This window comes from Parafrankia sp. EAN1pec, assembly GCF_000018005.1.
Taxonomy (GTDB): Bacteria; Actinomycetota; Actinomycetes; order Frankiales; family Frankiaceae; genus Parafrankia; species Parafrankia soli.
Genome location: NC_009921.1, coordinates 5,853,714 through 5,879,993, shown reverse-complemented (window position 1 = coordinate 5,879,993; position 26,280 = coordinate 5,853,714). Strand labels below are relative to the sequence as shown.

Annotated in this window: 18 protein-coding genes; 11 read left to right on the top strand and 7 right to left on the bottom strand. The window is 73.6% G+C overall.

Annotated elements, in window-relative coordinates:
- Positions 1 to 209: 209 nt before the first annotated feature.
- Entirely contained in the window at positions 210 to 1,691 is a 1,482-nt protein-coding gene (locus FRANEAN1_RS23915) for a glycosyltransferase (protein WP_347176733.1), read from the top strand.
- On the opposite strand, the gene FRANEAN1_RS23910 is transcribed toward FRANEAN1_RS23915, so the two are convergent.
- Both FRANEAN1_RS23910 and FRANEAN1_RS23905 read right to left on the bottom strand, forming a co-directional pair.
- Positions 1,649 to 3,580, bottom strand: a complete 1,932-nt coding sequence (locus FRANEAN1_RS23910; RefSeq protein WP_347177254.1) for a glycosyltransferase family 39 protein — start codon at positions 3,578 to 3,580, stop codon at positions 1,649 to 1,651. The genes FRANEAN1_RS23915 and FRANEAN1_RS23910 overlap by 43 nt on opposite strands.
- Positions 3,581 to 3,631: 51 nt before the next feature.
- Positions 3,632 to 5,962, bottom strand: coding sequence for an AAA family ATPase (locus tag FRANEAN1_RS23905; protein ID WP_020462378.1), 2,331 nt, complete (start codon positions 5,960 to 5,962; stop codon positions 3,632 to 3,634).
- 271 nt (positions 5,963 to 6,233) lie between these two features.
- Between FRANEAN1_RS23905 and FRANEAN1_RS23900 the strand changes: the two genes are divergently transcribed.
- The 4 genes from FRANEAN1_RS23900 to FRANEAN1_RS23885 all read left to right on the top strand — a co-directional run bounded on the left by FRANEAN1_RS23900 (position 6,234) and on the right by FRANEAN1_RS23885 (position 10,688).
- On the top strand, positions 6,234 to 7,058 hold the full coding sequence (locus FRANEAN1_RS23900) for a histidine phosphatase family protein (protein ID WP_020462377.1): 825 nt from the start codon (positions 6,234 to 6,236) through the stop codon (positions 7,056 to 7,058).
- Positions 7,055 to 7,834: an SCO1664 family protein gene (locus FRANEAN1_RS23895; protein ID WP_020462376.1), complete on the top strand. Its 780-nt coding sequence runs from the start codon at positions 7,055 to 7,057 to the stop codon at positions 7,832 to 7,834. Before FRANEAN1_RS23900 ends, FRANEAN1_RS23895 begins: the two co-directional genes overlap by 4 nt.
- A gap of 124 nt (positions 7,835 to 7,958) precedes the next feature.
- Positions 7,959 to 9,224 (top strand): cysteine--1-D-myo-inosityl 2-amino-2-deoxy-alpha-D-glucopyranoside ligase, encoded by a 1,266-nt coding sequence (gene mshC / locus FRANEAN1_RS23890; protein WP_041254703.1) that lies wholly within the window; start codon positions 7,959 to 7,961, stop codon positions 9,222 to 9,224.
- A gap of 3 nt (positions 9,225 to 9,227) precedes the next feature.
- Complete coding sequence (locus FRANEAN1_RS23885) at positions 9,228 to 10,688, top strand: ATP synthase F0 subunit B (RefSeq protein WP_020462374.1); 1,461 nt, start codon at positions 9,228 to 9,230, stop codon at positions 10,686 to 10,688.
- A gap of 19 nt (positions 10,689 to 10,707) precedes the next feature.
- On the opposite strand, the gene FRANEAN1_RS23880 is transcribed toward FRANEAN1_RS23885, so the two are convergent.
- Positions 10,708 to 11,550, bottom strand: coding sequence for a PAC2 family protein (locus FRANEAN1_RS23880; RefSeq protein ID WP_020462373.1), 843 nt, complete (start codon positions 11,548 to 11,550; stop codon positions 10,708 to 10,710).
- 502 nt (positions 11,551 to 12,052) lie between these two features.
- Between FRANEAN1_RS23880 and FRANEAN1_RS23875 the strand changes: the two genes are divergently transcribed.
- Positions 12,053 to 12,754 (top strand): HAD family phosphatase, encoded by a 702-nt coding sequence (locus tag FRANEAN1_RS23875; RefSeq protein WP_020462372.1) that lies wholly within the window; start codon positions 12,053 to 12,055, stop codon positions 12,752 to 12,754.
- A 60-nt stretch (positions 12,755 to 12,814) separates the two neighbouring features.
- Here FRANEAN1_RS23875 and FRANEAN1_RS23870 read toward each other — a convergent pair whose 3' ends face one another.
- The 3 genes from FRANEAN1_RS23870 to FRANEAN1_RS23860 all read right to left on the bottom strand — a co-directional run bounded on the left by FRANEAN1_RS23870 (position 12,815) and on the right by FRANEAN1_RS23860 (position 18,054).
- Entirely contained in the window at positions 12,815 to 15,343 is a 2,529-nt protein-coding gene (locus FRANEAN1_RS23870; RefSeq protein WP_020462371.1) for an FtsX-like permease family protein, read from the bottom strand.
- A gap of 3 nt (positions 15,344 to 15,346) precedes the next feature.
- Positions 15,347 to 16,714: an ABC transporter ATP-binding protein gene (locus FRANEAN1_RS23865; protein WP_020462370.1), complete on the bottom strand. Its 1,368-nt coding sequence runs from the start codon at positions 16,712 to 16,714 to the stop codon at positions 15,347 to 15,349.
- 335 nt (positions 16,715 to 17,049) lie between these two features.
- Positions 17,050 to 18,054, bottom strand: a complete 1,005-nt coding sequence (locus FRANEAN1_RS23860; protein ID WP_020462369.1) for a PD-(D/E)XK nuclease family protein — start codon at positions 18,052 to 18,054, stop codon at positions 17,050 to 17,052.
- A 525-nt stretch (positions 18,055 to 18,579) separates the two neighbouring features.
- Here FRANEAN1_RS23860 and FRANEAN1_RS23855 point away from each other — a divergent pair.
- Entirely contained in the window at positions 18,580 to 19,773 is a 1,194-nt protein-coding gene (locus tag FRANEAN1_RS23855) for a site-2 protease family protein (protein ID WP_020462368.1), read from the top strand.
- A 260-nt stretch (positions 19,774 to 20,033) separates the two neighbouring features.
- The gene (locus FRANEAN1_RS23850; protein WP_347177253.1) at positions 20,034 to 21,128 is read left to right on the top strand and encodes a tRNA (adenine-N1)-methyltransferase; all 1,095 of its coding nucleotides are present in this window, start codon (positions 20,034 to 20,036) and stop codon (positions 21,126 to 21,128) included.
- Between the two features lie 108 nt (positions 21,129 to 21,236).
- Here FRANEAN1_RS23850 and FRANEAN1_RS23845 read toward each other — a convergent pair whose 3' ends face one another.
- The gene (locus FRANEAN1_RS23845) at positions 21,237 to 21,560 is read right to left on the bottom strand and encodes a ferredoxin (RefSeq protein WP_020462366.1); all 324 of its coding nucleotides are present in this window, start codon (positions 21,558 to 21,560) and stop codon (positions 21,237 to 21,239) included.
- 119 nt (positions 21,561 to 21,679) lie between these two features.
- Here FRANEAN1_RS23845 and arc point away from each other — a divergent pair, with 119 nt between their 5' ends.
- The 3 genes from arc (at position 21,680) to FRANEAN1_RS23830 (ending at position 25,933) form a co-directional block, all read left to right on the top strand.
- The gene (gene arc, locus FRANEAN1_RS23840; protein WP_020462365.1) at positions 21,680 to 23,485 is read left to right on the top strand and encodes a proteasome ATPase; all 1,806 of its coding nucleotides are present in this window, start codon (positions 21,680 to 21,682) and stop codon (positions 23,483 to 23,485) included.
- A 491-nt stretch (positions 23,486 to 23,976) separates the two neighbouring features.
- A complete protein-coding gene (gene dop, locus FRANEAN1_RS23835) occupies positions 23,977 to 25,494 on the top strand; it encodes a depupylase/deamidase Dop (RefSeq protein ID WP_347176732.1) in 1,518 nt (505 codons plus the stop codon).
- A 220-nt stretch (positions 25,495 to 25,714) separates the two neighbouring features.
- A complete protein-coding gene (locus FRANEAN1_RS23830; RefSeq protein ID WP_018499886.1) occupies positions 25,715 to 25,933 on the top strand; it encodes a ubiquitin-like protein Pup in 219 nt (72 codons plus the stop codon).
- Positions 25,934 to 26,280 lie beyond the last annotated feature (347 nt).

Here is a 26,280-nt window from a genome sequence, read left to right as displayed (position 1 = left end):
CGTCACCGTGCCCGCATGTGGCCCGTTGGCGCCGACCTGGCCGCCGGCGGGGTGCGCGCGGGCCGGCGTGACGGCCGCTCTGGCATCGTGCGGGCATGTCCTGCGCCCTACCCGACTCCCCGGAGTCGAAGTCGGCCGAGCCGGGCCGGTCGCGCGACCACCCTCCCGGGGGGACCACCGCGCCGGCCCCCGCATCAGGCGCCGGGGGCGTGGCGGGGGCCTCGCCCAGCACGGCGGCGCTCCTGCTGGGCTGGTGTGGGGTCGCCGTGGGGATCAGCCTCTCCGACGGCCGGTACAGCCCGCTCGCCCTGGTCATGGTGCTCCTGGGGTGTCTCGCGGTGGCCGTCGCCGTCGCCGTGCCGAGCGGCCGGGGCGACCGGGGCGGCCCGCGGGCCCGGGCCGGCCGCGGCCGGCCGCGGGGCCTTCCTCCGCGGGCCGCGGGCGTTCGGCTGGCCTGCGCGTCGTGCGGGATCGTGGTCGCCGCCGGGCCGATCCTGCGGCACCCGCGCTACTACGCCCACGGCCCGGCCGCGACCGCCGCGGACGTGCTGGCCGCCGCCGCCGGTCTGCTCGCCGGCCTGACGCTCCTGCGCTGCGCCGTGCCACCCGGCGGACGGTGGGCGTACGGGCCCGCACACGGGCGGGCGGCGGGCGGCCGGGTGTTCTGGGCCGTGCTCGGCCTCGCGCTCGCGGCGGGTGTCGCGACTGTCGCGGCCGCCCCGCAGCCGCGGATCGACGTGTTCCATCTCCTCCAGGTCTCCACCTCCGGGCTGGCCCGGGGCACGAACATGTACCGCCAGCAGTGGGCGCCGGATCGGGCCAGCTACACCGCCGGCGGGCTGTTCGACGTCTACCCGTACCTGCCGGGGACGTCCCTGCTGCTCGCACCGTTCCGGTGGGTGCTGGGGGACGTCCGCTACGGGCTGCTGGCCGCGCTCGCCCTGGCGGCGGTGGCCGGCCGCGCGCTCGCGCGGCGGCGGGACGTCGCCAGGGTCGACGCGGCGGCCGGCCACGGCTTCGGTGTCGGGGGGCATGGCGGGGCGGCGGTCGCCGCCGGTCTGCTCCCGCTGCTCGTCGTCGTGTTACCGGAGTCCATGTACGCGCTGCAGCAGTCCTGGACCGAGCCGCTGCTGGTCGCGCTGCTCGCGGTGATGGTCTGGGCGGTCGCCGCGGGCCGGACGGCGCCGGCTGTCGTCGCGTTCGCGCTGGCCCTCGCGAGCAAGCAGCACGTGGCGTTGCTGGTCCCGCTCGCGGCCTGCTGGCCGGCGTTCGGCCCGCGCCGCACCCTGGCTGCCGCCGGTCTGGGGGTGGCCGTCGTCGCGCCCTGGGTCATCGCGGCTCCGGGCGACTTCGTCGACGACGCCGTGCGCACCAACCTCGGCTACGAGGTGCTGGACCACTCGCTGTCCATACCCGGCTGGGCGCACCATTTCGGGATCACCCTCGGCTTCGGCGCGACCGCCGTCGTGCTGGGCGCGGCCTACCTGCTGGCCTGGCGAGCCCGCGGCGGGGCGGCCGGGTTCTGCGCGGGGTCTGCGCTGGTCCTCCTCGCTCTCGACGTCATGAACAAGCAGACCTTCTTCAACCACTACACGCTGCCGATGGGGCTGCTCGTGCTGGCGGTGGCCGCGGGCGCGGCGGCCCCGCCTCAGCGCAGGGTGGAGAACCGCTCGAGGGAGGCACCCTCGTAAAGATCGCGCTTCTCGACCTGCAACGCCCGGTCCCGTAGGGACGCCAGCTGGTCGGAGAGCACCGCGCACGCGCCCTCCAGAAAGCGGTACCCGTCCGCCCGGACGAGCAGGACGGCGTGATCGGGCCCGGCCAGGTCGTTGACCTCGGCCGCGAAGGCCGCACCGTTCGCGCGTTTCATCCGGTCGGCGTAGTCGACCCAGTCGACCAGCGCCGGCCCGGCCTCGTCCGCGTAGACGATCTCCCGGACGTCGATGCCGCCCCGGCGCTGGATCGCCCGGTGCACGGCCGGGCCGAGCTGGTCCGGGCAGTAGGCGACGACGTCCCCCGGCCGGGCGAGGTCGGCGATCCGGTTGGCGATCTCGCCCGCCTGGGTCCGCTCCGTCCGGGCGAGCTGGTACCCACCGAGCAGGCCGCTGATCGAGGCGACCACGACCACCGCCACGAACGCCCGGTGCACCGGCAGTTGCGCTATCCCGAGCGCCGCGAGCAGCAGGCAGGCGGGCAGCGCGATCCCGGTGTAGCGCTCCGCGTAGGCGCTGCCGCCGAACATGTTGACGAAGTACGCCAGCACCAGCGGCGCGAGCCAGATCGCGGCGAGGTACCTGCCCGGCGCCCGCCCGGAGATCTTGACGTGCAGCTCCCCGCCGAGCGGACGGGCCGTCAGCCCGATCAGCGCCCCGCCGAGCAGGATGATGCCCAGCAGCGCGCCGGTCGACTGCGGGCCGGCCCAGTCGAAGACCGTGTCGAGCAGCACCTGGGCCTGCACCCGGGGCGCCCAGGGTGTCCCCGTGTGCAGCATCTGGAAGAGGAACACCGGCATCCAGGGCGCGAACAGCACCGCCGAGGCGGCCATCGCGACGAACGCCCGCAGCGCCGGGCGGCGGTAGTGCTCCCGCCGCCGCGCCTGCAGGAGCAGGAACGCCGCCACGGTGAACACCACCAGGAACGTCCAGTAGTGCGTGTAGACCAGGGCGGCCGTCGCCAGCGTCAGCGCGGCGAGCCGTGGCAGGTCCGGCCGGTTCAGCGCCCGGACGGCGGCGAAGCCGAACACCAGCACGAGCAGGACGACCAGCGAGTACATCCGCGTCTCGCTGCCGTAGCGGATCGCGTACGGCGAGCAGGCGAACAGCAGGAGCGCGGCGAGCCCGACCCGCTGCTCGGCCGACGGCCCGCCGTTGCCGAGGGCGGTCGCCGCCCGGCCCACGTACCGCCCGGCGAGCCAGGCCAGCGGGAGTGTGGCGAGGGAGAGCACGCCCGACAGCGCCCGGACGGCGATGTCCCCGTCACCGAACACGCTGATCCAGAGGTGCAAGAGCAGGTAGTAGAGCGGGGGCGACCCGTCATGACGCAGCGCCTGCAGCAGGTCCGGCACCGGCCGGGACGCGATGCCGACGGTGAGCGACTCGTCGAGCCACAGATGGCTCGGGGTGGCGAACCGCAGCACGGCACCGACGGTGACCGCCAGGAGCGTCCCGGCCAGGAAGAACTGGTACGAGGCCGCGACGGTCCAGTCCCGGGCCCGGCGGAACCGGGCGATCAGCCGCGCCGGCTCGGCCCGCGATGGGTAATCGGTCCGCTGGGCGGGCACGGTCTGCTCACCCGGCTCCGCCTCCGCGGCGGGCGGCGCTTCCGCGCTCGGCTCGGTCTCCGCAGCGGTCATGGTCTGCGCGTCCGCCTGGGTCTCCGCGTCCGGCTGGGTCTCCGCGGGCAGCTCGGTGCGCGGGGGCCGGCCGGTCAGCACCGCATGGTCGTTCGGTGGGACCTGCGCCGACCGCGGCCGAGGCGCCACAGCCGCGGCTGCCGGCTCCGCGGCTGCCGGCTCCGCGGTAGTGCCCGTGACCTGGCCGGTCGGCAGGTCGTCTGCGCTCACCATCCGCACGCTACCCATTCGCACGACGCACGATCTTGCCGTGGTGTCGTGTGCGGGTTGTCAAGGGGGTCATGGTCTGACCGGCTCCTTCGTGGCCGGCGCGAGAACGGCCGCCCCGGCGGCGGCGCCGTCAGCGAGGCCGGCGCCGAAGCCGTCCTCGCCGGGCTGGCCGTCGGTGTCGTCCAGGTCGTCCATCGGCCCGAATGGCTCCGCGGACTCGCCGGTCAGCAGCGCCGGGAGGAGGGTCGCCCGCCGCCGGCCACCCGCGTCGCGGACCGCGGCCCGCAGCGCCGGGCCGTTCACCGACACGACTGACAGGTGGCTGCGTGCCCGCGTCATCGCCGTGTAGATCAGCGGCCGGGTAAGCATCCGGCCGGCCTCCGGTGGGAAGACGCCGACCACGGCGGCCCACTCGCTGCCCTGGGCGCGGTGCACCGTGACGGCCCATCCGTGGCGCAGGTCCACGGCGCCGTGCGAGGGGACGTCGAGCTCGCCGCCGGGGAAGGCGACCCGCAGGCCGCCCCGTTCGCCGAGCGCGACGACCACGCCGATCTCACCGTTGGCGAACCCCAGGTCAAGGTGGTTCGCGGTGGCCACCACCCGGTCGCCGACGTCGAAGCCGGAGACCTCGCCGCGGCCCGGGTTGAGCGCGTTCTTCAACGCCGCGTTGAGCGCGCCGGTGCCGGCCGGCCCGCCGTGCACGGGCGTCACCACCTGCACGTCCTCGGTGGGTATGCCCAGGGCCCGCGGAATCGAGTCGGTGACGAGCTGGACGACGCGGTGCGCGGCCTCGCCGGAGGAGCGCGCCGCCACGACGACGACCTCACGGCCCGAACCGGGTGGCGGCAGCTCACCGCGGCGGACCGCCGCGGCCATCGTGGCGATCGCGCCGCCGTCGGTCTGCCGGTAGAGCCGGGTCAGCTCGGTGACTGGCGCGACCTCCGCCTCCAGCAGGTCGGCCAGGACCTGACCCGGTCCGATGCTGGGGAGCTGCGCAGGGTCGCCGACGAGGAGCAGGTGGGTGCCGTCGGCGCAGGCGTCCAGCAGGGCGGCGGCGAGTTCGGCGTCCAGCATGGACGTCTCGTCGACGACGACCAGGTCGGCCTCGATGGGGTTGTGCTCGTCGCGGGCGAACCCGCCGCCGCGGCCCTGCGCGCCGAGCAGCCGGTGCAGGGTGCTGGCCGGCGCGCCACACAGCTCCTCGAGCCGTTTCGCCGCCCGGCCGGTTGGCGCGGCGAGCGCCACCTCGACGCCGGCGGCCTCGGCGAGCCGGACGACCGCGGCGACGGTGCGGCTCTTGCCCGTGCCGGGACCACCCGTCAGCACGCTCACGCCGACCTCGAGCGCGGTGCGGGCGGCTTGGAGCTGGACCTCGTCCAGCCCGGCCACGGCGCGGTCGGCCGCGGCGCCCGGTTCGGCGCCGCCGGGGACCGTGTCCGCGCCGCCGTCAGCCGCATCGGACCCAGCCGCGCCGTAGGCGGAGCCGGCCGCGCCGTTGTCGGGTGGCTCGTCGTCTGGTGTGTGGACGTCCGGTGCGTCGTCGTCGAACATCGACGTCGGCGCCGGCGGTTCGGGCGGCGCGGCGACTGCCGGCCGCTCCTCGCCCAGTCCGCTGCCGGCGCGCCGCCGGGCCCGCCGCCCGCCGGCCTCGGGCCGGAACGGTTCGGCGGTCGCGAGCAGGCGCTCCACCCCGTCCGAGATCGCCTGCTCGGCCATCGCGTACCGCTCGAGGGCGAGACGGTCGTCGACCTGGATCACCCGGCCGGAGTCGAGCGCGGCGGACAGCGCGTCGAGGGGTTCGGTGACCCCCTCGCGGACCGCCGCCCGGGCCACCTCGGCGACCGGGGCGGCGGTGTCGCCGGCGCGGCTGGCCGCGCGACCGAGCAGGTGGATGAGGACCGCCGGCCCGCGGCGGGGGTCCGCCCTGTCCAGCCCGAGGTGGCGGGCGAAGCGATCGGCGTCGCCGAGCTCGGCCTCGCCTCCCTCGAGCAGCGACCAGGGGTCCGCGCGCAGCGCCTTGGCCACCGTGGGGCCGAGCGCGTCGGCCAGGCCGCGGGCAAGCCGCGCCGGCAGGCGCGCCGCGACCAGCATCTCCACCGCGGCGTAGGTGGGTTCCGCCGCGCGGAATGTGTCGAGCAGGCGGCGAGCCCGCGGCCCGGAGACACCCGGCACCGAGGAAAGGCGGTGCAGGTCGACGTGTTCGCGGCGTTCGATGCCGGCCTCCTCCAACCGGCCCGCCGTCGTCCGGCCCAGGCCCGGCCACAGGCCGGCGCCGCAGAAGGCCTTGAAGACTACGGCGTCGTCCGGGGTTGGTCCCGGGCCGGCCGACGGCGGGCCGGCGGCGCGGTCCTCGACCGCGGCAGCGGTCCGAAACGGGGAGTCGGCGGCGTCTTCGGGCATGGCGGAAGCGTAACGACGCCGGCCGCCGCCCCGAGCCCACCCGCTCGGTAGCGTGGTGAGGCGGGTGGTCCGTGGGTAGTCCGATCGCGCATTTCGGTGCCAGCCGCCGAACGATCGAATCCAGGCGTTCGGCCAGGTCAGCGGGCCTGTCCCGGCCGGGTCGACCGGGCCGCGCGCGCCCCGGCACCCCACTTGCGGGCTGGCTGGTGTCGCCTGGTGGTACGCACCCGCAGGCCGGCCTGCCGCCACACCACGAAGGGAAGGTCCGAAGTTGACCACCGTCCTGCTGGTCCGGCACGGCCTCACCGCGGTCACCGGCAAGATCCTGCTCGGCTGGACCCCGGGCGTCGGGCTCGACGAGCGGGGCCGCCGGCAGGCCGAGGCGCTGGCCGGGCGGCTCGCCGACATCCCGCTCGCCGCGATCGTGTCCAGCCCGCTCGACCGCTGCCAGCAGACGGCCGCGGAGATCGCCCGGCGCCGCCCGGAGGGCCCGTCCGCGCCCGCCGGGGTGCAGAAGATCGACACCGACGAGCGGATAGGAGAGTGCCACTACGGCGACTGGACGGGGCAGGAACTCGCGACCCTGGCGAAGGAACCGCTGTGGAAGGTGGTGCAGGCCCAGCCGAGCGCGGTGACGTTCCCCGGCGGGGAGGCGCTGCGTGACACCCAGTCCCGCGGCGTCACGGCGGTGCGCGAGTGGAACGAGCGCCTCGGCCCGGACGCGACCTGGCTGCTGTGCTCGCACGGCGACGTGATCCGGACCGTCCTCGCCGACGCCCTCGGCATGCACCTGGACATGTACCACCGGATCACCGTCGACCCGTGCTCGCTCACGGTCGTCCGCTACGGCGACCACCGGCCGTTCGTGCGCCGCGTCAACGATGTCGGCGGAGCCGTCGCCGACCTGCTGCCCGCACCGCCGTCGCCAGCGGGCGACGGGAAGCGTCCCCGCGAGGACGAGGTCGTGGGAGGTGGCGCCGGCGCCGAGCCGCCCGTGGACGGTGCCCGGCCGGGCACGGTCTCCGAGGCGGCCGGGGCCGGATCGGGCGGGGCCACATCCCCGGTCGCGCCGCCGACGTCCAAACTGGAACCGTGAGCCTCTCCGCGGCCGGTGCCGACCCTGGGCGGCGTGCGCCGCTGGACCCGCTCGACAGCGGCGGGCTGGGCGTGAGCGAGGCGTTGGCGCTCCTGCGCACCGGCGAGCTGGAGATCACCGGGCGGCTGGTCGACGCCAGCAACGCCACGCTGCTGTGCGAGATCCGGGCCGACGAGCTCTGCGGGCGGTGCGTGTACAAGCCGGTGCGCGGCGAACGCGCCCTGTGGGACTTCCCGGACGGGACGCTGGCGGCCCGTGAGCTGGCCGCCTATGAGGTCGCCGAGGCGATGGACCCGGGCATCGTCCCACCGACCGTCATGCGGGACGGCCCGTTCGGCGCGGGGATGGTCCAGCTCTGGATCGACGTCGACACGACCGTCGACCTCGTCGCGCTGACCCGGTCGGACGACCCGCAGCTGCGGCGTATCGCGCTGTTCGACGCCGTCATCAACAACGCCGACCGGAAGGGCGGCCACCTGCTCCCGGCGCCGTCCGGGCGGGTGCACGGCATTGACCACGGCGTGACGTTCCACACGGACGACAAGCTGCGCACGCTGCTGTGGACCTGGCGGGGCCGGCGGCTGGACGCGGCGGAGACCACGCTCCTGCAGGGCGTGGGCGACGCGCTGGGCGCGGATCTGGGGGAGCGGCTCGAGCCGCTGCTCACCACGACCGAGCTACGGGCACTGGGAGCCCGGGTCGACCGGCTCCTGGCCGAGGGCCGTTTCCCGTTGCCCTCCGGGGACTGGCCGGCCATTCCCTGGCCGCCGTTCTGAGCCGGCGGACGCGGCCCGACGGGGCCGCCGGCCGCGACACGCCCGGGCGGGGGTTGTGCCCTGCTCGTCGCCGGCCTGCCCGGCTTGTCCCGCGGCCGGCCCAGCCCCGGTTACCCTGACACGCATGCAGGCGTGGCCCTTTCCCCAGCTCCCCAAGCTTCCCGGACAGGGTCGCGACCTCCGCGTTCTCGACACGGCGCACGGCGGAGTGCGGACTCTGGACCTCGGGCCGACGGTCCGGCTCTACGCCTGCGGGATCACCCCGTATGACGCCACCCACCTCGGGCACGCCTTCACGTACCTCACCTACGACCTCGTCCAGCGCGTGCTGCGGGACGCCGGCCACGAGGTGCGGTACGTGCAGAACGTCACCGACGTCGACGATCCGCTGCTCGAGCGGGCCACCCGCGACGGCATCGACTGGCGCGACCTCGCCCGCCGCGAGATCGACCTGTTCCGGGCCGACATGACGGCGCTGCGCATCCTGCCCCCCGACCACTACGTCGGCGTCGTCGAGGCCGTCGGGCTCATCGTCGACATGGTCTCCCAGCTCGTCGAGCGCGGCGCCGCGTACTCCGTCGACGGCGATCTCTACTTCTCCGTCGCCGCGGCGCCGGACTTCGGCCAGGTGGCCCACCTCGACCCCGCGCAGATGCTGGTGTCCTGCGCCGAGCACGGCGGTGATCCCGGCCGGCCGGGCAAGAAGGACCCGCTCGACCCGCTGCTGTGGCGCGCGGAGCGGCCGGGGGAGCCGTCCTGGCCGTCGCCGTTCGGCCCGGGGCGGCCGGGCTGGCACGTGGAGTGCTCCGCGATCGCCCGGCACTACCTCGGCGCCACGATCGACATCCAGGGCGGCGGGAGCGATCTCGCCTTCCCACACCACGAGTGCAGCGCCGCGCACGCCGAGGTCGCGAACGGCGCCCGGCCGTTCGCCCGCGCCTACGTCCACACCGCGCTGGTCAGCCTGGACGGCCACAAGATGTCGAAGTCGCGGGGGAACCTCGAGTTCGTCTCGAGGCTGCTCGCGCGCGGAGCGGACCCGGCCGCGATCAGGCTCGCCCTGTTGCAGCATCATCACACCGTGGAGTGGGAGTGGACCGCGGCCGCCATGCCGGCGGCAGCCGAGCGGCTCGACCGGTGGCGCGCCGCCGTCGCGCTGCCGTCCGGCCCAGACTTCCGGCCGGTGCTGGCCGAGGTCCGGGACCGGCTCGCCGACGACCTCGACGCGCCTGGAGCGCTCGCCGCGGTCGACGCGTGGGCGGCGGCCGCACTGGCCGCTGGCAGCGGCGGCAGCGGCGAGGCGGACGACCAGGCGCCGGCCACCGTCCGCGACACCGTCGACTCACTGCTCGGTGTCGACCTTGGGCCTGTCCTACCGAGAGGAACCTAGCCGATGGGGGCGCACCACCGCCGGGAGTCCCCCGGCGCCGCCATGGACCGGCCGACCTTTGATGAGGCACCGCAGGGATACGACCCCCGGCAGGTCGACGAGTACCTCGGGGTCCTGTGGCGGTACGCGAGCGAGGTGACCTCCCGGGCGGCCGCGGCCGAGGCGGCGCTGCGCCACGAGCGCGACCGCAGGGAGGCCGAGGCCCGCCTCGCCGAGGGCCTGCCCGCCCAGGCCGGTGGGCGCATCGGGCTGATGCTCGAGATCGCGCAGCGCGAGGCCGAGGACATCATCGCGGGCGCCCGCCACCTCGCCGAGTCGGCGCTGGAGGAGGCGGTCGCGCAGGCGGGGGCGAACCATCCGATCGTCCGGGAGGCCCGGGAACAGGCCGAGAAGCTGATCCTCGACGCGGTTGAGGAGAGCCGGCGGCTCGCGCTGACCCGGCACGAGGACCTCGAGGCCGAGATCGTGCGCGGGACGCACTCGCTCGAGGCGCTGCGGCGTCAGCAGGGCGAGATCATCGGCGCCGTCCTGCGGTTGCGCCGGCTGCTCGGCGGGGACGAGATCGACCGGGCGGTGACCGACCTCGCCCGCGCGGGCGTGTCACCCGATGGCGTCGCCGCCGACAGCGGCCTGGACGGCCGGCGCGGCGGCCGGGCCGACGCCGGCGCTCCGGTGGGCCCGAACCTGGCCGGAGCGCCGTCGGTGGATCCGTCGGCGGCCCCGTTCACGCCGGGCCGGTCGGCGGCGGGTCCGGGCCACCCGGCCGCGCCGGAACAGCCGGGGCCACCAGGGCAGCCCGGCTCGCAGCCGCAGCCGGGCGGGGCGGCGTCGAGCCTGCACTTCCCGGCTTCAGACCACGCCGGTCACACCGGGGGCGCCGACAGTGCGGGTGACCCCTTGCGTGGTCCGGGCGGCACGGGCCACGCCGGCACCGGTCAGGCCGGTGGCGTGGGGCCGGGCGGCAGCGCCTACGCCGCGGCGGGGCACGCCGCGGCGAGCCCCGCCGGCGCTGGTCACACCAGCACTGGGCACGCCGGTACCGGACACACGGGCACGAGCCACCTCGGCGCCGGGTCCGTGGGCGCCGGGCATGTGGGAGCGAGCCGCGCCGGGGCGTCCGCGCCGGCCGGGGCGACTAGCTCCGAGGGGAGCACCGGTGGAACATGGGCCGCCTCGTCCCGGCTCACCGCCGAGACCGGCCCGGCGGCGCCCTCGGCCGCCGCAACCGTGGGCTCCGCGACCGCGACCGCGGGTGCGGGTGCGCGGCGCGGCCCGGGGCGTCATCGCCAGCAGCAGCGGGACGTCCCCGAAGCCGAGCCCTACCCGACCGACCTGGCCGGCGGCTTCGTCCCCGGCGTGCCGGCCGCCGGGGGAGCCGGAACCGGCCCGGTACGCATGCCCGCCGCGGGCTACCGCCCCGCCGCCGAGGAGGACATCATCGACGCGGAGATCGTCGAGGAGTAGACCTCGCGCCCGGGCGCGGTCACTCCCCCCGGCGGCGCAGGTAGCGCTCGAACTCCCGGGCGATGGCGTCGCCGCTGGCCTCGGGCAGCGCCGTCTCCGGCTCGCGCGACTCCAGCGAGCGGACGTACTCGGCGACCTCGGTGTCCCCGGCGGCGAGCTCGTCGACCTGCCGCTCCCACGCCTTGGCCTTGTCCGGCAGCTCGCCGAGCGGGATCTCCATGTCGAGAAGATCCTCGACCCGGCGGAGCAGCGCGAGGGTGGCCTTCGGGCACGGCGGGTTGGCGACGTAGTGCGGCACGGCAGCCCAGAACGACACCGAGGCCAGCTCCGCTCGCGAGCAGGCGTCCGCGAACACGCCCACGATGCCCGTCGGCCCCTCGTAGCGGGAGGCCTCGAGGCCCAGCCGCGCGGCGGTGGCCGGATCCCCGGCGGTACCGCTGATCGGGACGGGGCGGGTGTGCGGCGAATCCGCCAGCAGCGCCCCGAGCGTGATGACCATGTCGCTACCGAGTGCGTGGACGGCCTCGATGAGCTCGTCGGTGAATCCCCGCCAGCGCATGTTCGGTTCCAGGCCCCGCACGAGCACCAGGTCGGATTCGGACTTCGCCGGCCGCGCCACCGAGAGCCGCGTGGTCGGCCAGGCGATCTTGCGTGACGCGCCGTCCGCACCGCTAACCGTCGGCCGGTTGACCTGGAAGTCGTAGTAGTCGTCCGGGTCGATCGCGCCGATGACGCGGGCACCGAAGACGTTCTCCAGGTGCTCGACGGCCGCCGACGACGCGTCGGCGGCGTCGTTCCACCCCTCGAAGGCGGCCACGACCACCGGCGACCGCAGCTGGCCGACGCCGGAGAACTCGATCACCTACCACCTCCTGCCGCCCCGCGGCGGCCCCCTGCCCCCGTGACAGTGCAACCGTACGTCCTCCCGATCCGGGAGAACGCCCGCTGTCCAGTCTGCCGCGTGATCGCAACCTCCGCCTCAAGGGCATCGACGCCCCCCGTCCGTGACCGGTAGGCGGGCGGGGATCGATCCATCGTGTCCATCCCGTCGCAGAGGTTATGTCGGGCGGGACCTGTCAGGTCGATATCGGGTATGTGCTGCGTTCCACCGACGGCGGAACCGGGGTGCCCGCGCCCGTTGCGGCCACCACCGCCGGAGGTCGCCGCGTCCGGCCCGGACCCCGGCCGCCGGCCCGCCCCGGCGCCCGCGGAGGGCCTTCCGTCCCACCCCGGTACCCTTTCAGGGTGCGTCCCCAGCTGCTCCCTGCCCCGGCCGAGCGGGCCCCCGCGGCCGTGGGCGCCGTGGGCGCCGTGTGGCCGTCCGTGGGCCGCTCCCCGATTGGTTCCCCGGAGGACGACACACTGTGAGCGACCTGCCGGCGGCGGTCCTGTTCGACATGGACGGGCTGCTCGTCGACACCGAACCGCTGTGGACGATCGCGGAGAACGAGGCCGCGGCGCGCCTGGGCGGGCGGTTCACGCCCGAGATGAAGCTTGCCATGATCGGCCACGGTATCGACACCGCCGTCCCGATCATGGTTTCGATGCTGGGGCGCCCCGTCTCGGACGAGCCCGCGACCACCGAGTTCCTGCTGCGCCGCTCCGCGGAGCTGTTCCGGGAACCGGGCGCGGTCGTCGCGCAGCCCGGGGCACTGGAGCTGTTGGGCGCCGTCACGGCGGCCGGGGTGTCGACCGCCCTGGTCTCCTCGTCCTACCGTGCGCTGGTCGACGCGGTGGTCGCCGTGCTGGGCGCGCACCACTTCACCGTGACGGTGGCCGGCGACGAGGTCGCCCGGCGCAAGCCGTTCCCGGATCCCTACCTCGCCGCGGCCCGCCTGCTCGGCGCCGATCCCGCCGCCTGCGTGGTCCTGGAGGACAGCCTCACCGGGGCCGCGGCGGGCATCGCGGCCGGCTGTGCGACGGTCCTCGTCCCGTCGATGCCGATCGCGGCGGCCGATTTGCCCGGCCAGGTCGCGGCCCGGGTCGACAGCCTGCACGCGGTCGACCTGGCCACGCTCGCCGGGCTCGCCCGCCGTCCGGACCCGGCCCGCGCCGACTCCGGCTGAGACCGGGCCGGCGCCGACCCCGGCTGAGGCCCGGCCCGCGTCCGGCGGCGGGCTCGCGGGTCAGGTCGTGGCGATCGCCCGCAGGATGTCCATCCTGGCGGCTCGACGCGCCGGGAAGACCGCGGCGAGCACGCCCATGATGGCGCCGGCGATCATCACGGCGATGATCGTTCCGACGGGATAGGCGAAGGTCGTCACCCCCTGGTTCTTCAGCGCCCCGGTCAGCGCCCAGCCGAAGAAGCTGCCGACCAGCACACCGAGCACCGCACCGAAGACCGAGATAATCATCGACTCGACGATGACCATCATCCGCATCTGTTGCCGGGTCATGCCGATCGCCCGGAGCATCCCGATCTCCCGGGTGCGTTCGATCACCGAGAGTGCTAGGGTGTTCACGATGCCGAACAGGGCGATCACCACCGCCAGGGCCAGCAGGACGTACACGAACCCGAGCAGCTGGTCGACCTGTTGCTCCTGCTGGGCCACGAACTCCGACTGGTCGCGGACCTCGACGCTGCCGAACGGCTTGATCACCTTGTCGATCTCGGCCCGGACCGCGGCCGGGTCGGCGCCGTCGGCCAGCTTGAGCATCACGAACAGGTCGAGGTTGTTGTTCGAGTGCTTCTCGAACTCGCTGGTCGCGATCATCGCGGGGCCGGCGATCGCGCTCTTCTCGTACGTGCCCACCAGGGTCAGCTCGGTCGGGCCGTCCGCGAACGTGACCGGGACGGGCGCGCCGACCCGCAGCCCCCGCTCGGCCGCCGTCGCCTCGTCGACCAGGAGGGAACCCGCGCCGAGCGCGTTGACGTCGCCGTCCACCTGCTTGATGGAGAGGACCTGCAGCAGGCCGGCCGGATCGCCCGCGAGGACCGACGAGTCCGTGTCGCCGATCTTGACCGCCCCGCCCCGGATGCCGGTGGCGACCGCCACGCCTGGCTTGCCCTGGAGCCCCGCGGCCACCTGCGGGCTGAAGGGGGCCAAGTTGGATGTGGCGATGTAGAAGTCGGCACCCAGGCTCTCCGACACCGTCTCGCGTACCGACTCCTTGATGGACTGGCCGAGCACGGCGAACGCGCTCACCAGGGCCAGACCGATCATCAGCGCTGACGCGGTGGAGGCGGTGCGCCGCGGGTTGCGGATGGCGTTCTCCTGGCCGAGCCGGCCGGTCGTCCCGAACATCGCGCGCAGCGGAATCCCCACGACCTGGGTGATCGGCGGGGCCAGCAGCGGCGAGAGAGTGGCGATGCCGAGGAAGACGAACGCCGCGCCGGCGCCGACCATGCTCGTGTTCGGATTCTCCCCGCGGGCCAGGCCCGCCACCAGGCAGATCACTCCCAGCACGGTCAGCGCGCCGCCGCCGAGCGCCCGGGTGCGCAGCGACCTGGTGGGCAGCACGTACGTCTCGCGCATCGCCGCCACCGGCGGCACCGACGCCGCCTTGCGGGCCGGCACGAACGCCGCGAGACCGGTGATGACCAGGCCGACGCCGTAGGCGAGCAGGAAGGTCCGAGGCTGGAAGACCAGCGGGCCGGACGGCAGCGAGATCCCGAACGCGCCGACGGCCGCCCGCAGCCCCATCGCCAGCAGGGCGCCCAGAGCGAGACCGGCCGTGGCGCCGATGAAGCCGACGATCAGGGCCTCGATCTGGACCGAGAGCTGCACCTGGGCCCGGCTCGCGCCGATCGCGCGCAGCAGCGCCAGCTCACGGACGCGTTGCGCGACCAGCATCGTGAACGTGTTGAAGATGATGAAGGCGCCGACGAACACCGCGATGCCGGCGAAGACCAGCAGGAAGGTCGAGAACCCGCTGACGGCGTCCTGGATCGCGCTCGCGCCCTCCTCGGCGAGCTGGGTGCCGGTGATCGCCTCGACCCCGGTGGGGAGCACCGCGGCGACCCTGTCCCGCAGCTGCTCCTGCGAGACGCCGTTGGCGGCGGCGAGGCTGATCGAGGTGAACTGGTCGGGCGCGAGCAGCAGCCGCTGCGCCGTCGCCGTGTCGAACGTGGTGACGGCGGCGCCGCCGAGGCTGTCCTGCCCGCCGATGCGGAAGGTGCCGACGAGGGTGAACTCCTCGGGCTGGAGGCGGGTCTGCACCGAGATCCGCTGGCCGAGCGTGAGGTGGTGTTTGTCCGCGGTCGACTTGTCGACCGCGATCTCCTGGCCGTTCGGTGGCCGGCCGTCGGCGATCTCCTCCGACCCCGTCGCGGTGCCGCCGGTCCAGTTCGTTCCGATGCCCGGTGCGCCGCCGCTGTTGAGCGGGTCGCCCGACGCGGGGTCGATCAGGACCGCCTGGCCCCGGACCGTCCCGGTCGCCGCGGTGACTCCGTCCACCTTGGCGACGGTGGGGACCAGTGTGGCGGGCACCGGCTTCCGGTCGGCCTGGTCGCCCGTGCCGACCGCGTTGACGGTCCGCACGGAGACGCTGACGTTCTTGTTGATGTCGGTGAACAGGGTGTCGAACGTCCGGTTCAGCGTGTCGGTGAGGACCAGGGTGCCGGTGACGAAGCTGACACCCACGACGACCGCGAGCGCGGACAGGACAAGCCGTACCTTGCGGGCCAGCAGGCTCCGCAGCGTGGCGCGCAGCATCCGTCAGGCCCACCCGGTCGGATTCGCCCGGCCAGCGCCCCGCTCGTAGCCCCGCTCGTAGCTCCGGGTGCCACCGTGCCTGGACGCGTCGTAGGGCGAGCGGTCGTGGTCGTCCGGAGCCCGGTACCCGCCTCCGTGGCCGCGAGTGCCCGTGTGCCGCCCGGCGGAGCCGTACCGGTCATGGCCGAACGGGCCGGTGTCCGCCGGATCCGTGTACTGGCCGCGGGCGTCGATCTGGCTGGCGTCAAACCGGCCGGTATCGGACTGGCCGGCCTCGAAGTGGCTGGCGTAGCCGCCGGTGCGGGGGTCGCCCCGGTGCGGCCCGGGGCTCGGGTACTCCCCGGTGTGCGGTCCGCCGCCCGGGTAGCCCCCCGCGCCGTAGCCCGTGGACTGGTGATCGTCCGCCGGCCCGGCATAGTCCTCGTTGTGGTATCCGGCCGGTGGGTAGTGGTCGGCCGGGTAGCCGCCTGTCGGGTAGCCGCCGGTGGCGTAGCCGCGGTCGTCGTACTCGGGGGCGCGCGGCTCGGGCGGCTCCGGCGGCAGGTCGTCGTAGTCCGCTTCGGGCTCCGGTACGGCCTCGCCGCGCACGAGCGCGTCCAGGTTCTTCATCCGGTCCAGGACGGCGTCCGGCGTGGGCTCGGCCATCGCGTCGACCAGCCGGCCGTCGGCGAGGAAGATCACCTCGTCGGAGTACGAGGCGGCCGTCGGATCGTGGGTGACCATCACGATGGTCTGGCCCAGCTCGCGGACCGAGTCGCGCAGGAACGACAGCACCTCCGCGCCCGACCGCGAGTCGAGGTTCCCGGTCGGCTCGTCGGCGAAGACGATCTCCGGGCGGGTGACCAGGGCCCGGGCACAGGCAACCCGCTGCTGCTGGCCGCCGGACAACTCGGGCGGGCGGTGGTTCAGCCGGGGCGCGAGGCCCACGGCGTCGACGACCATCCGCATCCACTTCTGGTCGGGCTTGCGGCCGGCGATGTCCAGCGGCAGCGTGATGTTCTCGGCCGCGGTGAGCGTCGGCAGCAGGTTGAACTGCTGGAAGATGAAGCCGATCCGGTCCCGGCGGAGCTGGGTGAGCTGCCGGTCGTTGAGCCGGGACAGGTCGACGTCGCCGATGAAGACCCGCCCCGTGGTCGCGGGGTCCAGCCCGGCGAGGCAGTGCATCAGGGTCGACTTGCCTGAGCCGGAGGGGCCCATGATCGCGGTGAACCGGCCGTAGGGGAAGGTCAGGTCGATGCCCCGCAGCGCGGTGACGGCGGTGTCACCCGAGCCGTAGACCTTGGTGAGTCTGGAGGCCCGCGCGGCGGACCCCCGGCCGCGCCGTGGACCGCCGCGGGCACCGTCGCGGTCCGATGCGGTGCGTCGGGCCATGCGTTCCTCCAACTGTCGCGAACTACCTCACCGATCGGCGGCCGGCTCCCGCGGAGCGCCGGGATCCAGGCCCCGAAGGGACAACGCCGGAGAGGTGATCCGCATCCTCCCGCCGCCCATGTCCGCCGCCGACGGTAACCGCCCCCGACACCACCCGGGACGCCGGATCTTCCCACCGGTGACCGCCCGGGCACGCCGATGCCAGGCCCGCCCGCGGGGCCGCCGTCCGAAGGTGCCCTCGGGTACCCGAACGGGTACCCCCACGTCTGGTGCGCCACGTTGCTGGTGGCCAGGTCGGGAACCATACGCCGCGATTCGATGGACGGTCGGGCGGCTCAGCCGTCCGCCTCGCAGACGGTGGGGGCGGCGTCGTCGACGGGCAGCTCCGCGCGGTTCTCCGGCAGCGGGGGAGGGGTGCCGCCGAATGCCGGGCACCTCGGCTTGTGATCGCACCAGTCACACAGCCGGCCCGGCGTGGCCCGCCAGTCGCCCGTCCGGTGCGCCCGGGCGATGGCCGCCCACAGCGCCTCGATCCGGCGCTCGGTGGCGCGCAGCTCCGACTCCTCCGGCGTGGCACGCAGCCAGGTTCGGTCACTCAGGTAATAGAGCCGGAGCTCGCGCGGGATGACGCCACGCGAACGCCATAGCACGAGCGCGTAGAACCGCATCTGGAACATGGCCGCGCCTTCGAACGCCGGGCCGGGGGAGCGGCCCGTCTTGTAGTCGATGACGCGCAGCGCGGTGCCCTGGGGGGTCTCGGCCGAGTCGAGGCGGTCCACGTAGCCGCGCAGCCGCAGCCCGGAGGCCAGGACATGCTCGACGTAGAGCTCCCGGGCGGCCGGGGCCAGCCTGGTCGGGTCCTCGAGGGTGAAGTAGCCGGCGAGAAGGTCACGCGCGCTGTCCAGCCAGGAGCGCAGGGCGCCGTCGTCGTCGAACAGGCCACCGAGCGCCGGGTCGCGGGCGAGCAGGTCGGCCCAGACCGGCTCGACGAGCTCGGTCGCGGCCGGCTGGGTCCGGCTCCGGGCGGGCAGGTCGAACAGCCGCTCGAGCACGCCGTGCACCACCGTGCCCCGCGTCGCCGCCTCGCTCGGCGCCTCCGGCAGCCGGTCGACCACGCGGAAGCGGTAGCGCAGCGGGCAGTTGACGAAGTCGGCGGCCCGGGAGGGGGATAACGACGCCGTTATCGGCGGCGCCTGTGGCGCCGCGGCCGGTGGCGTCGGCGGCGAGGCCGGGGCCGCCGCGGGGTCGCGGCCCTCATGCCAGCCGGGCCCGACCTGGACCGGCCCGGTCGGGCAACCTTCGGCGGCCGAGCCCGGGGCCTGGTCAGGCGTTGTGGTCATGGCGTCGACCCTAGAACCCGCCACCGACACGATCGGCGCCCGCCTCGGGGCACCCACGGTGTCCCGATGTGCCTCCCTCGCCGAGGGTCTGGGCTCCGCCCCGGGCGGATTTCCGCAGACCTGACCCCGGCCGTCGGCTCCGAGAACAATCATGGCGGCTGAGCGATCTCATAGACGCACTCAGTCGCCACACATCGTCTCGGCCGGCCTGGCGGAGGCTGGCCTGGTTCTCCGGATCCGGGTTTTCGGGGGTTCGACCTCTGGAGCCGGGCCCCTGAGGCCCGGGGGCCGGGGCCCGTTCCTGAGGTGGAGTCCTACAAGCCTGATCCCAGCCGGTGACCCCCAGCGCAACCGTGGCGGCGTGACGGGCCTCGAGCCGCGGGCGCCCTGGCCGCGTCCTCGGGCCGTGGCCGGGCCTCCGCGGCCCCCGAACAAGCCCGCTGCCGGCCAGATGACAGCGCAATCCGTAGCGGGAGCGCTATCCGCGGCGGACACCACGGAGGATGGTCCGTAGCATCTACACCTATGGAGGACCAGCCCGGCGCGGCGCGGCACGGCGTCCCCGGTGGAGCGGAGCCGCCGGAGCGGCGGCCGGCGCCGCGTCCGCCGGGTATGCGGGTCGGGCACGTCCGCGGTGCCCCGATCTTCGTCTCACCGCTGGCCGTGGTCTTCGCGGCGCTGGTCGCGTCCCTGCTCATCGACCCGATCCGGGACCATCTGACGATCGCCGCGACCGACGGGCATGTGCTCGTACTGTCCCTGCTCGTCTCGGCGGGGTTCCTCCTGTCGCTGCTCGCGCACGAGATCGGGCACGCGCTGACCGCGCAGCGGTTCGGGCTGCACGTCCGGTCGGTGACCCTGCACGGCTTCGCCGGTTTCACCGAGTTCGAACCCGAGCCGGCCACCGCCGCCCGCGAGTTCCTGATCGCCTTCGTCGGGCCCGCCGTCAACGGCGTGATCGGGGGGCTGTGCTTCCTGGGCCTGCTGGCCGTGCCGGATCACGGCAGCGTCGGGACAGTGCTCTTCTTCATCGGCTTCACCAACGCCGCGCTGTTCGTGTTCAACCTGGCGCCGGGCCTGCCTCTCGACGGCGGGCGGGTCGTCGTCGCGGCGGTGTGGGCCATCGGGCACGACAAGCTGCGTGGGCTGCGGGCCGGCGCCTACGGCGGCTTCATCGTGGCTGGTGCGCTGGTGGTCTGGGGCGCGACGAAGGACTCCGACGGCTTCGGTGCGCTCTACGCCTACGTCCTGGCCGGGTTCGTCGCCTTCGGCGCCTACCAGTCGCTGCGGTCGGCGAAGGTCCGCGAGCGGCTGCCCGGGCTGTCGGCGGGCCGGCTCGCCCGCCGCACGCTGCCGGTGGAGGCCGCGGTCCCGCTCGGCGAGGCGCTGCGCCGGGCCCAGGAGGTGGGCGCCACGGCCGTCGCGGTGATCGACCGGGACGGTACCCCCATCAAGATCATGAATGGCGCCTCCGTCGACGCCCTGCCGGAGCACCGCCGGCCGTGGATGGCGGTGGACGAGGTCAGCCGGAGCATCGGCCCGGGGATGACCCTGCAGGCCGAGCTCGAGGGCGAGGACCTGCTGGCGGCCGTCCAGCGGGCCCCGGCCGCGGAGTACCTCGTGGTCCAGCGCGGCCGGCCGGTCGGCGTGCTGGCCATGGTCGATCTCGTGGCCAGGATCGACCCGGCGGCCGCGACCCGTATGGTCTCCCATCGGTGACGTTCGTTCGCCGCTGACGGCCGCCGGGCCCGGCCCGGCCCTGACGCACCCGGCACGCGTCACCCGCACGCCCCCGTGCGACCAGCTTCCAGCGGACAGGGCGCGCGCCGGCCGTGGACCGGCCTCGGGGCGCGCGCCGAGAGGACGACGAGATCAGTACTGACCCGACCACGCCGGACGCGGTCGCGTCCCGCCCGCCCCTGCCGGACCTCGCGGAGCTTCCGCCCCTGCCGGACCACGCGGACCCCGCGGCACCGGAGATGCCCGCGGCACCGGAGATGCCCGAGGTACCCGAGGTGCCGCGGCCGACCGGCGCGGCGCGGCGCCGCGGGACGTTCACCAAGGGCGACCGCGTCCAGCTGACCGACCCCAAGGGCCGGCGGCACACGGTCGTCCTCGAGCCGGGCCGGCAGTTCCACACCCACCGGGGGGCGATTCCGCACGACGACCTGCTCGGCCGGCCCGAGGGTGTCGTCGTGAGCAGCACCGGGGGCACCGACTACCTGGCACTGCGGCCGCTGCTGGCCGACTTCGTGCTGTCGATGCCGCGCGGCGCGACCGTCGTCTACCCGAAGGACGCGGCGCAGATCGTCATGTACGCCGACGTCTTCCCCGGCGCGCAGGTGCTGGAGGCCGGTGCCGGTTCCGGCGCGCTGTCCTGCGCCTTGCTGCGGGCCGTGGGCGACGGCGGCCGGCTGGTCTCCTACGAGCGGCGTCCCGACTTCGCGGAGGTCGCCCGGCGCAACATCGAGACCTTTTTCGGCGGACCACATCCGGCTCATACACTGCATGTCGGTGATCTGGCCGAGTCGGCCGAGCGGGGCATGGACCGGGTGATCCTCGACATGCTCGCCCCGTGGGACGTGCTGCCCGCGGCCGCGGCGGCGCTCGTCCCCGGCGGCGTGCTGTGCGCGTACGTCGCGACGACCACGCAGCTCTCCCGGACGGTCGAGGCGCTGCGCGAGTTCGGCTGCTTCGCGGAGCCCGCGGCGTGGGAGACGATGATGCGCGACTGGCACGTCGAGGGCCTCGCCGTGCGCCCCGGTCACCGCATGGTCGGGCACACCGGTTTCCTGGTGACAGCGCGCCGGTTGGCGGACGGCGTCACTGCTCCACCGAGGCGGCGGCGCCCGGCCAAGGGCTCCTATCCGGAGCCGGCGACCGCTCCGGAGCCGGTATCCGCCGACCGCCCGGCCGAGCAGGGCCAGCCGGCGGGAGCGGGTAGCTTGCCGGGCCTGTACGGCCAGCCCGATCGCCAGGTCATCGCGGAGCCTCAGGCCGAGCCGGAGCTTCAGGCCGAGCCGGAGCTTCAGGCCGAGCCTGAGCCTCGAGTCGACGCCGGCTCCGACGGCTGACGCGATGCCGGTCGCGGCCGGGCGATCCGCGGAGGCGCCCGCGCGGCGGGCCCGGGCGCCGGACCCCCACGGGTGGGGGCGCGGCGGGGGCGCCGGGGTGGGTGGTTCTCACTCCTGTGGGCCGCCGACCTCCAGCGTCCCGTCCGGGTGCTCGACGTAGATGCAGGTGCCGGGGCACTGCTCGGCGGCGTCGCGGATCTCTGTGAGCAGCGGCAGCGGAACCGGCACGTGGGTCCCCGGTGTGGTCTGAAGCTCACCGTCGGAGTTCTTCACGTAGGCGAGCCCGTCGATGTCGAACTCGAACACCGAGGGTGCATACTGGACGCACAGACCGTCGCCGGTGCAGGAGTCCTGGTCGATGCGGACCCGGAGTCCGGGCGAATCGCCCGGCTTCGTTGGTGTTGCCACAGGGCTCCGATCTTCTGTCACCATGGCACCGTAACCCGCTGTTTACGGCAAACCTGGGTCGTCCTCGCGCGACCGGCCTGCCAGCGGCGGTCACAACGGTAGTGTGGGTGCGTCCCGGTCAGCACGGGGGAGGTGGAGGCGCGGTGTCCGGTCCCCGTTCGGGCTCTGGCTCCGGTGGGAGCACGGGTCGTCCTGGTGACGCCGATTCTCAACGGTCGGCGTACGAGAAGGAAGTACACGAACTCACGACTCAGGTCACCTTCCTGGAGGAAGAAGTGGCCATGCTGCGGCGGAGGCTGTCTGAATCGCCCCGACAGGTACGTGTCCTGGAGGAGCGACTAGCCCAGGTACAGGTGGAGCTACAGACCGCCACTGGGCAAAACGACAAGCTCGTCGCCACCCTTCGGGAGGCACGTGACCAGATCATCTCGTTGAAGGAGGAGGTCGACCGGCTCGCGCAACCGCCGAGCGGGTACGGCGTCTTCATCCGTGGCTACGACGACGGCACGGTCGACGTGTTCACGCAGGGCAGAAAGCTCCGCGTGACGGTGTCGCCGAACGTCGAAGCCGACGTCCTGCAGCCCGGTCAGGAGGTCATGCTCAACGAGGCGCTCAACGTCGTGGAGGTTCGCGCGTTCGAGCGGCAGGGCGAGATCGTCCTGCTCAAGGAGGTCCTCGAGAGCGGTGACCGGGCGCTGGTGATCGGTCACACCGACGAGGAACGGGTCGTCATGCTGGCCCAGCCACTCCTCGACGGCCCGATCCGAGCCGGCGACTCGCTCCTCATCGAGCCACGGTCGGGGTACGCCTTCGAGCGGATCCCCAAGTCCGAGGTCGAGGAGCTGGTCCTCGAAGAGGTCCCAGACATCGGCTACGAGCAGATCGGCGGCCTGAAGGGCCAGATCGAGTCGATCCGCGACGCGGTCGAGCTGCCGTTCCTCTACAAGGAACTGTTCCTGGAGCACAAGCTCAAGCCACCGAAGGGCGTGCTGCTCTACGGCCCGCCCGGCTGTGGCAAGACGCTGATCGCCAAGGCCGTGGCGAACTCCCTGGCCAAGAAGGTCGAGGCACAGACAGGCCAGGGCTCCGGCCGGGCCTTCTTCCTCAACATCAAGGGCCCGGAGCTGCTCAACAAGTACGTAGGCGAGACCGAGCGGCAGATCCGGCTGGTGTTCCAGCGGGCGCGCGAGAAGGCGTCCGAGGGCATGCCGGTGATCGTGTTCTTCGACGAGATGGACTCGATCTTCCGGACCCGTGGCTCGGGTGTCTCCTCGGACGTGGAGAACACGATCGTCCCGCAGCTGCTCAGCGAGATCGACGGCGTTGAGCAGCTCGAGAACGTCATCGTGATCGGCGCGTCCAACCGAGAGGACATGATCGACCCGGCGATCCTGCGGCCGGGCCGGCTCGACGTGAAGATCAAGGTCGAGCGTCCGGACGCCGAAGCGGCCAAGGACATCTTCGCCAAGTACGTCCTGCCCGAGCTCCCGCTGCACGCCGACGACCTCGCCGAGCACGGAGGTAACCGGGAGGCGACCTGCCAGGGCATGATCCAGCGGGTCGTCGAGCGGATGTACGCCGAGAGCGAGGAGAACCGCTTCCTCGAGGTCACCTACGCCAACGGTGACAAGGAGGTCCTGTACTTCAAGGACTTCAACTCGGGCGCGATGATCGAGAACATCGTGGCCCGGGCGAAGAAGATGGCGGTGAAGGACCTCATCGAGAGCGGAGTCCGCGGCCTGCGCATGCAGCACCTGCTGTCGGCGTGCCTGGACGAGTTCAAGGAGAACGAGGACCTGCCGAACACCACGAACCCGGACGACTGGGCCCGGATCTCCGGCAAGAAGGGTGAGCGGATCGTCTACATCCGCACACTCGTCACCGGAACCAAGGGCACCGAGGCCGGGCGGTCGATCGACACCATCGCGAACACCGGCCAGTACCTCTAGGCAGTTCGCGGGGCGGGGGCCAGCCGCCCGCTGTGGTCGCCACGCGGCGGCCGTCTCGTTGACGAGGCGGCCGCCGCGTCGTGGTTTCACGGGCCCGGTGACCCCCGGCCGTGCCCACCGGCTGCCCGCCAGCCGGTCCGCGAGCCGTGCCCGCCGGCTGGAACCGCCGGTCGAGTGGCTGTGCCGTCGGGCGTCGCGCTGCCCAAGATAGTCAACGATGTTGACGCCCATCCCTGCCCGTTTTGATCTTCGAAACGGGCTTGTGGTGGTCTCCTGCCGTCGCTGTGAGAAGACGGACACGCAGCCCAGCGGCCGTCGAACAGGCTGACGGGCCGCCACGTCGCCGATCACCCGAATGCCGGCACCCGCGGGGCTGTCGGCGTGGCGGGGGAGGTCTCCGGGCGTTCCCGAAGCTTCCCGGCAAGAGGTTCGGAACGACCAAGGGCGGCGTCCGGCCGACCCGGCGGCCCGCCAGCACCTACGCTTGCAGAGTGAGCGTGCGCCGGATCATGGGGACCGAGACCGAATACGGCGTGTCCGTGCCCGGTCAACCCAACACAAACCAGATGCTGGCTTCGTCGTTGGTCGTGAACTCTTACGCCAACAGGGCCGCCACCGGGGGCAGTCGAGCTCGGTGGGACTTCGAGGAGGAGTCCCCCCTGCGAGACGCCCGCGGCTTCGAGCTGCCCAGGGAGCCGGTGGTCGATCCTGGCGCGCCCGCGAACGAGGACGACCTCGGGCTGGCCAACGTCATCCTGACCAACGGCGCGCGCTTCTACGTCGATCATGCGCACCCCGAGTTCTCGACCCCCGAGGTGACGAACCCGCGCGACATCGTCCTCTGGGACAAGGCGGGGGAGCGGGTGATGGCAGAGGCGGCCCGCCGTGCGCTGACTGTCCCCGGCACGATGCCCGTGCACCTGTACAAGAACAACACCGACAACAAGGGTGTCTCCTACGGCTGCCATGAGAACTACCTCATGGCGCGGGCGACCCCGTTCGGGGAGATCGTGCGGCACCTGACGCCGTTCTTCGTCTCCCGCCAGGTGATATGCGGCGCCGGCCGGGTCGGCATCGGCGTGGACGGGCGTGAGCCCGGGTTCCAGATCAGCCAGCGCTCGGACTTCTTCGAGGTCGAGGTCGGACTGGAGACCACCCTCAAGCGCCCCATCATCAACACCCGGGACGAGCCCCACGCCGACCCGGAGAAGTACCGGCGTCTGCACGTGATCATCGGTGACGCCAACATGAGCGAGATCGCCACCTACCTCAAGGTGGGGATGACCTCGCTCGTCCTGGCCATGATCGAGGAGGGCTGGCTCCAGGTCGACCTGTCGGTGGACGCGCCGGTCGCGACGCTGCGGGCGATCTCCCACGACCCCTCGCTGCGGTATCTGCTCACCCTGCGCGACGGCCGGAAGATGACCGCCGTGCAGCTCCAGATGGAGTACTTCGAGCAGGCCCGCAAGTTCGTCGAGGACAGGCTCGGCACGGACGTCGACCCGCAGACGGCCGACGTGCTCTCCCGGTGGGAGTCGGTGCTCGGCCGCCTCGAGGTCGACCCGATGACCTGCTCGCGGGAGCTCGACTGGGTGGCCAAGCTGTCGATCATCGAGGGCTACCGCTCCCGTGACGCCCTGGCATGGGACTCGCCGCGGCTGCAGCTCGTCGACCTCCAGTACCACGACGTGCGGCCGGAGAAGGGCCTCTACAACCGCCTGGTGGCCCGGGGCCGCTTCGACCTCCTCCTGAGTGAGGAAGAGGTCACCAGGGCGATGACGGAGCCTCCGGAGGACACCAGGGCGTACTTCCGGGGGCGCTGCCTGGAGCTCTACCCGCAGCAGGTGGCGGCCGCTTCCTGGGACTCGGTCATCTTCGACATCGGGCGGGACTCGCTGCAGCGGGTGCCGACCCTTGAGCCGCTGCGTGGCACCAAGGCGCACGTGGGCGAGCTGCTCGCCCGCTGCCCCACCGCCGCCGACCTGGTGGACGCCCTGTCGGGTAACTGACAGCCGGCGGAGTCTCGCGGTGGTCTCCCCGAGACTTCGCGCCGTACCGGCGCGAAGTCTCGGCGCGCCGGTGGCACCACCATCGACCAGCACATTTTGCGCCCTCGGCGGACGAGGCGACGTCGCCGGGTGTTCGTGATGGAGTGGACCTCGTACCGATCCACCGGAAGCAGTCGGCGGAGCGGGATAGTGTCGCCCCAGGCGATCGAAGGAGGCTCCCATGGCCCAGAGGGACACCGGTGGCGGGCAGCAGCGCACCGGCCGCCGTGATGACGAGACCGCCGAGGCCGAGGTTGAGGAATCGGGCGCCTCGGATCTCAAGGAAAGGCACGAGAAGCTCTCGGAGGACGTCGACTCCCTGCTCGACGAAATCGATGACGTTCTCGAGGAGAACGCCGAGGAGTTCGTGAAGGGATACGTCCAGAAGGGCGGTCAGTAGGGTCTGACGCCCCGCGGCCGGTTCGGCCGGACGAGCCACATGCGCCCGTTCGGCCGGTCGCCGGGGGAGCCAACGCGGCGACCGGTGCCGCGGGGCCCTGCTGCCCGACGCGTCCCGGGGCCGTGCCCTGGATCGCGATGCCCGCGCCCGGGGCGTGCCCGATGCCTAGGGTGTGCCCGATGGCGGTGGGCGTCGGCACGTGGATCGCTCAGCTGTCCTGGTGTCTCCCGCCGCGAGCGAGGTCGGTGCCTGGGGCGTCCGTACGGGCCGTCCAGGCGCCGTGCCGCCGGCGGGGCTTCAAGGGCCTACCGAGGGGCTCACAGGCCCGCTGAGGCCGCCGAGTGCCA

Coding starts and splice junctions, on each gene's coding strand:
- FRANEAN1_RS23845 (WP_020462366.1), bottom strand. CDS start 21,560: ATGGTGACAGAAGATCGGAGCCCTGTGGCAACACCAACGAAGCCGGGC.
- FRANEAN1_RS23905 (WP_020462378.1), bottom strand. CDS start 5,962: ATGCCCGAAGACGCCGCCGACTCCCCGTTTCGGACCGCTGCCGCGGTC.
- FRANEAN1_RS23860 (WP_020462369.1), bottom strand. CDS start 18,054: ATGACCACAACGCCTGACCAGGCCCCGGGCTCGGCCGCCGAAGGTTGC.
- FRANEAN1_RS23830 (WP_018499886.1), top strand. CDS start 25,715: ATGGCCCAGAGGGACACCGGTGGCGGGCAGCAGCGCACCGGCCGCCGT.
- FRANEAN1_RS23885 (WP_020462374.1), top strand. CDS start 9,228: ATGGGGGCGCACCACCGCCGGGAGTCCCCCGGCGCCGCCATGGACCGG.
- FRANEAN1_RS23910 (WP_347177254.1), bottom strand. CDS start 3,580: ATGGGTAGCGTGCGGATGGTGAGCGCAGACGACCTGCCGACCGGCCAG.
- FRANEAN1_RS23850 (WP_347177253.1), top strand. CDS start 20,034: ATGCCCGCGGCACCGGAGATGCCCGAGGTACCCGAGGTGCCGCGGCCG.
- FRANEAN1_RS23865 (WP_020462370.1), bottom strand. CDS start 16,714: ATGGCCCGACGCACCGCATCGGACCGCGACGGTGCCCGCGGCGGTCCA.
- FRANEAN1_RS23855 (WP_020462368.1), top strand. CDS start 18,580: ATGGAGGACCAGCCCGGCGCGGCGCGGCACGGCGTCCCCGGTGGAGCG.
- mshC (WP_041254703.1), top strand. CDS start 7,959: ATGCAGGCGTGGCCCTTTCCCCAGCTCCCCAAGCTTCCCGGACAGGGT.
- FRANEAN1_RS23870 (WP_020462371.1), bottom strand. CDS start 15,343: ATGCTGCGCGCCACGCTGCGGAGCCTGCTGGCCCGCAAGGTACGGCTT.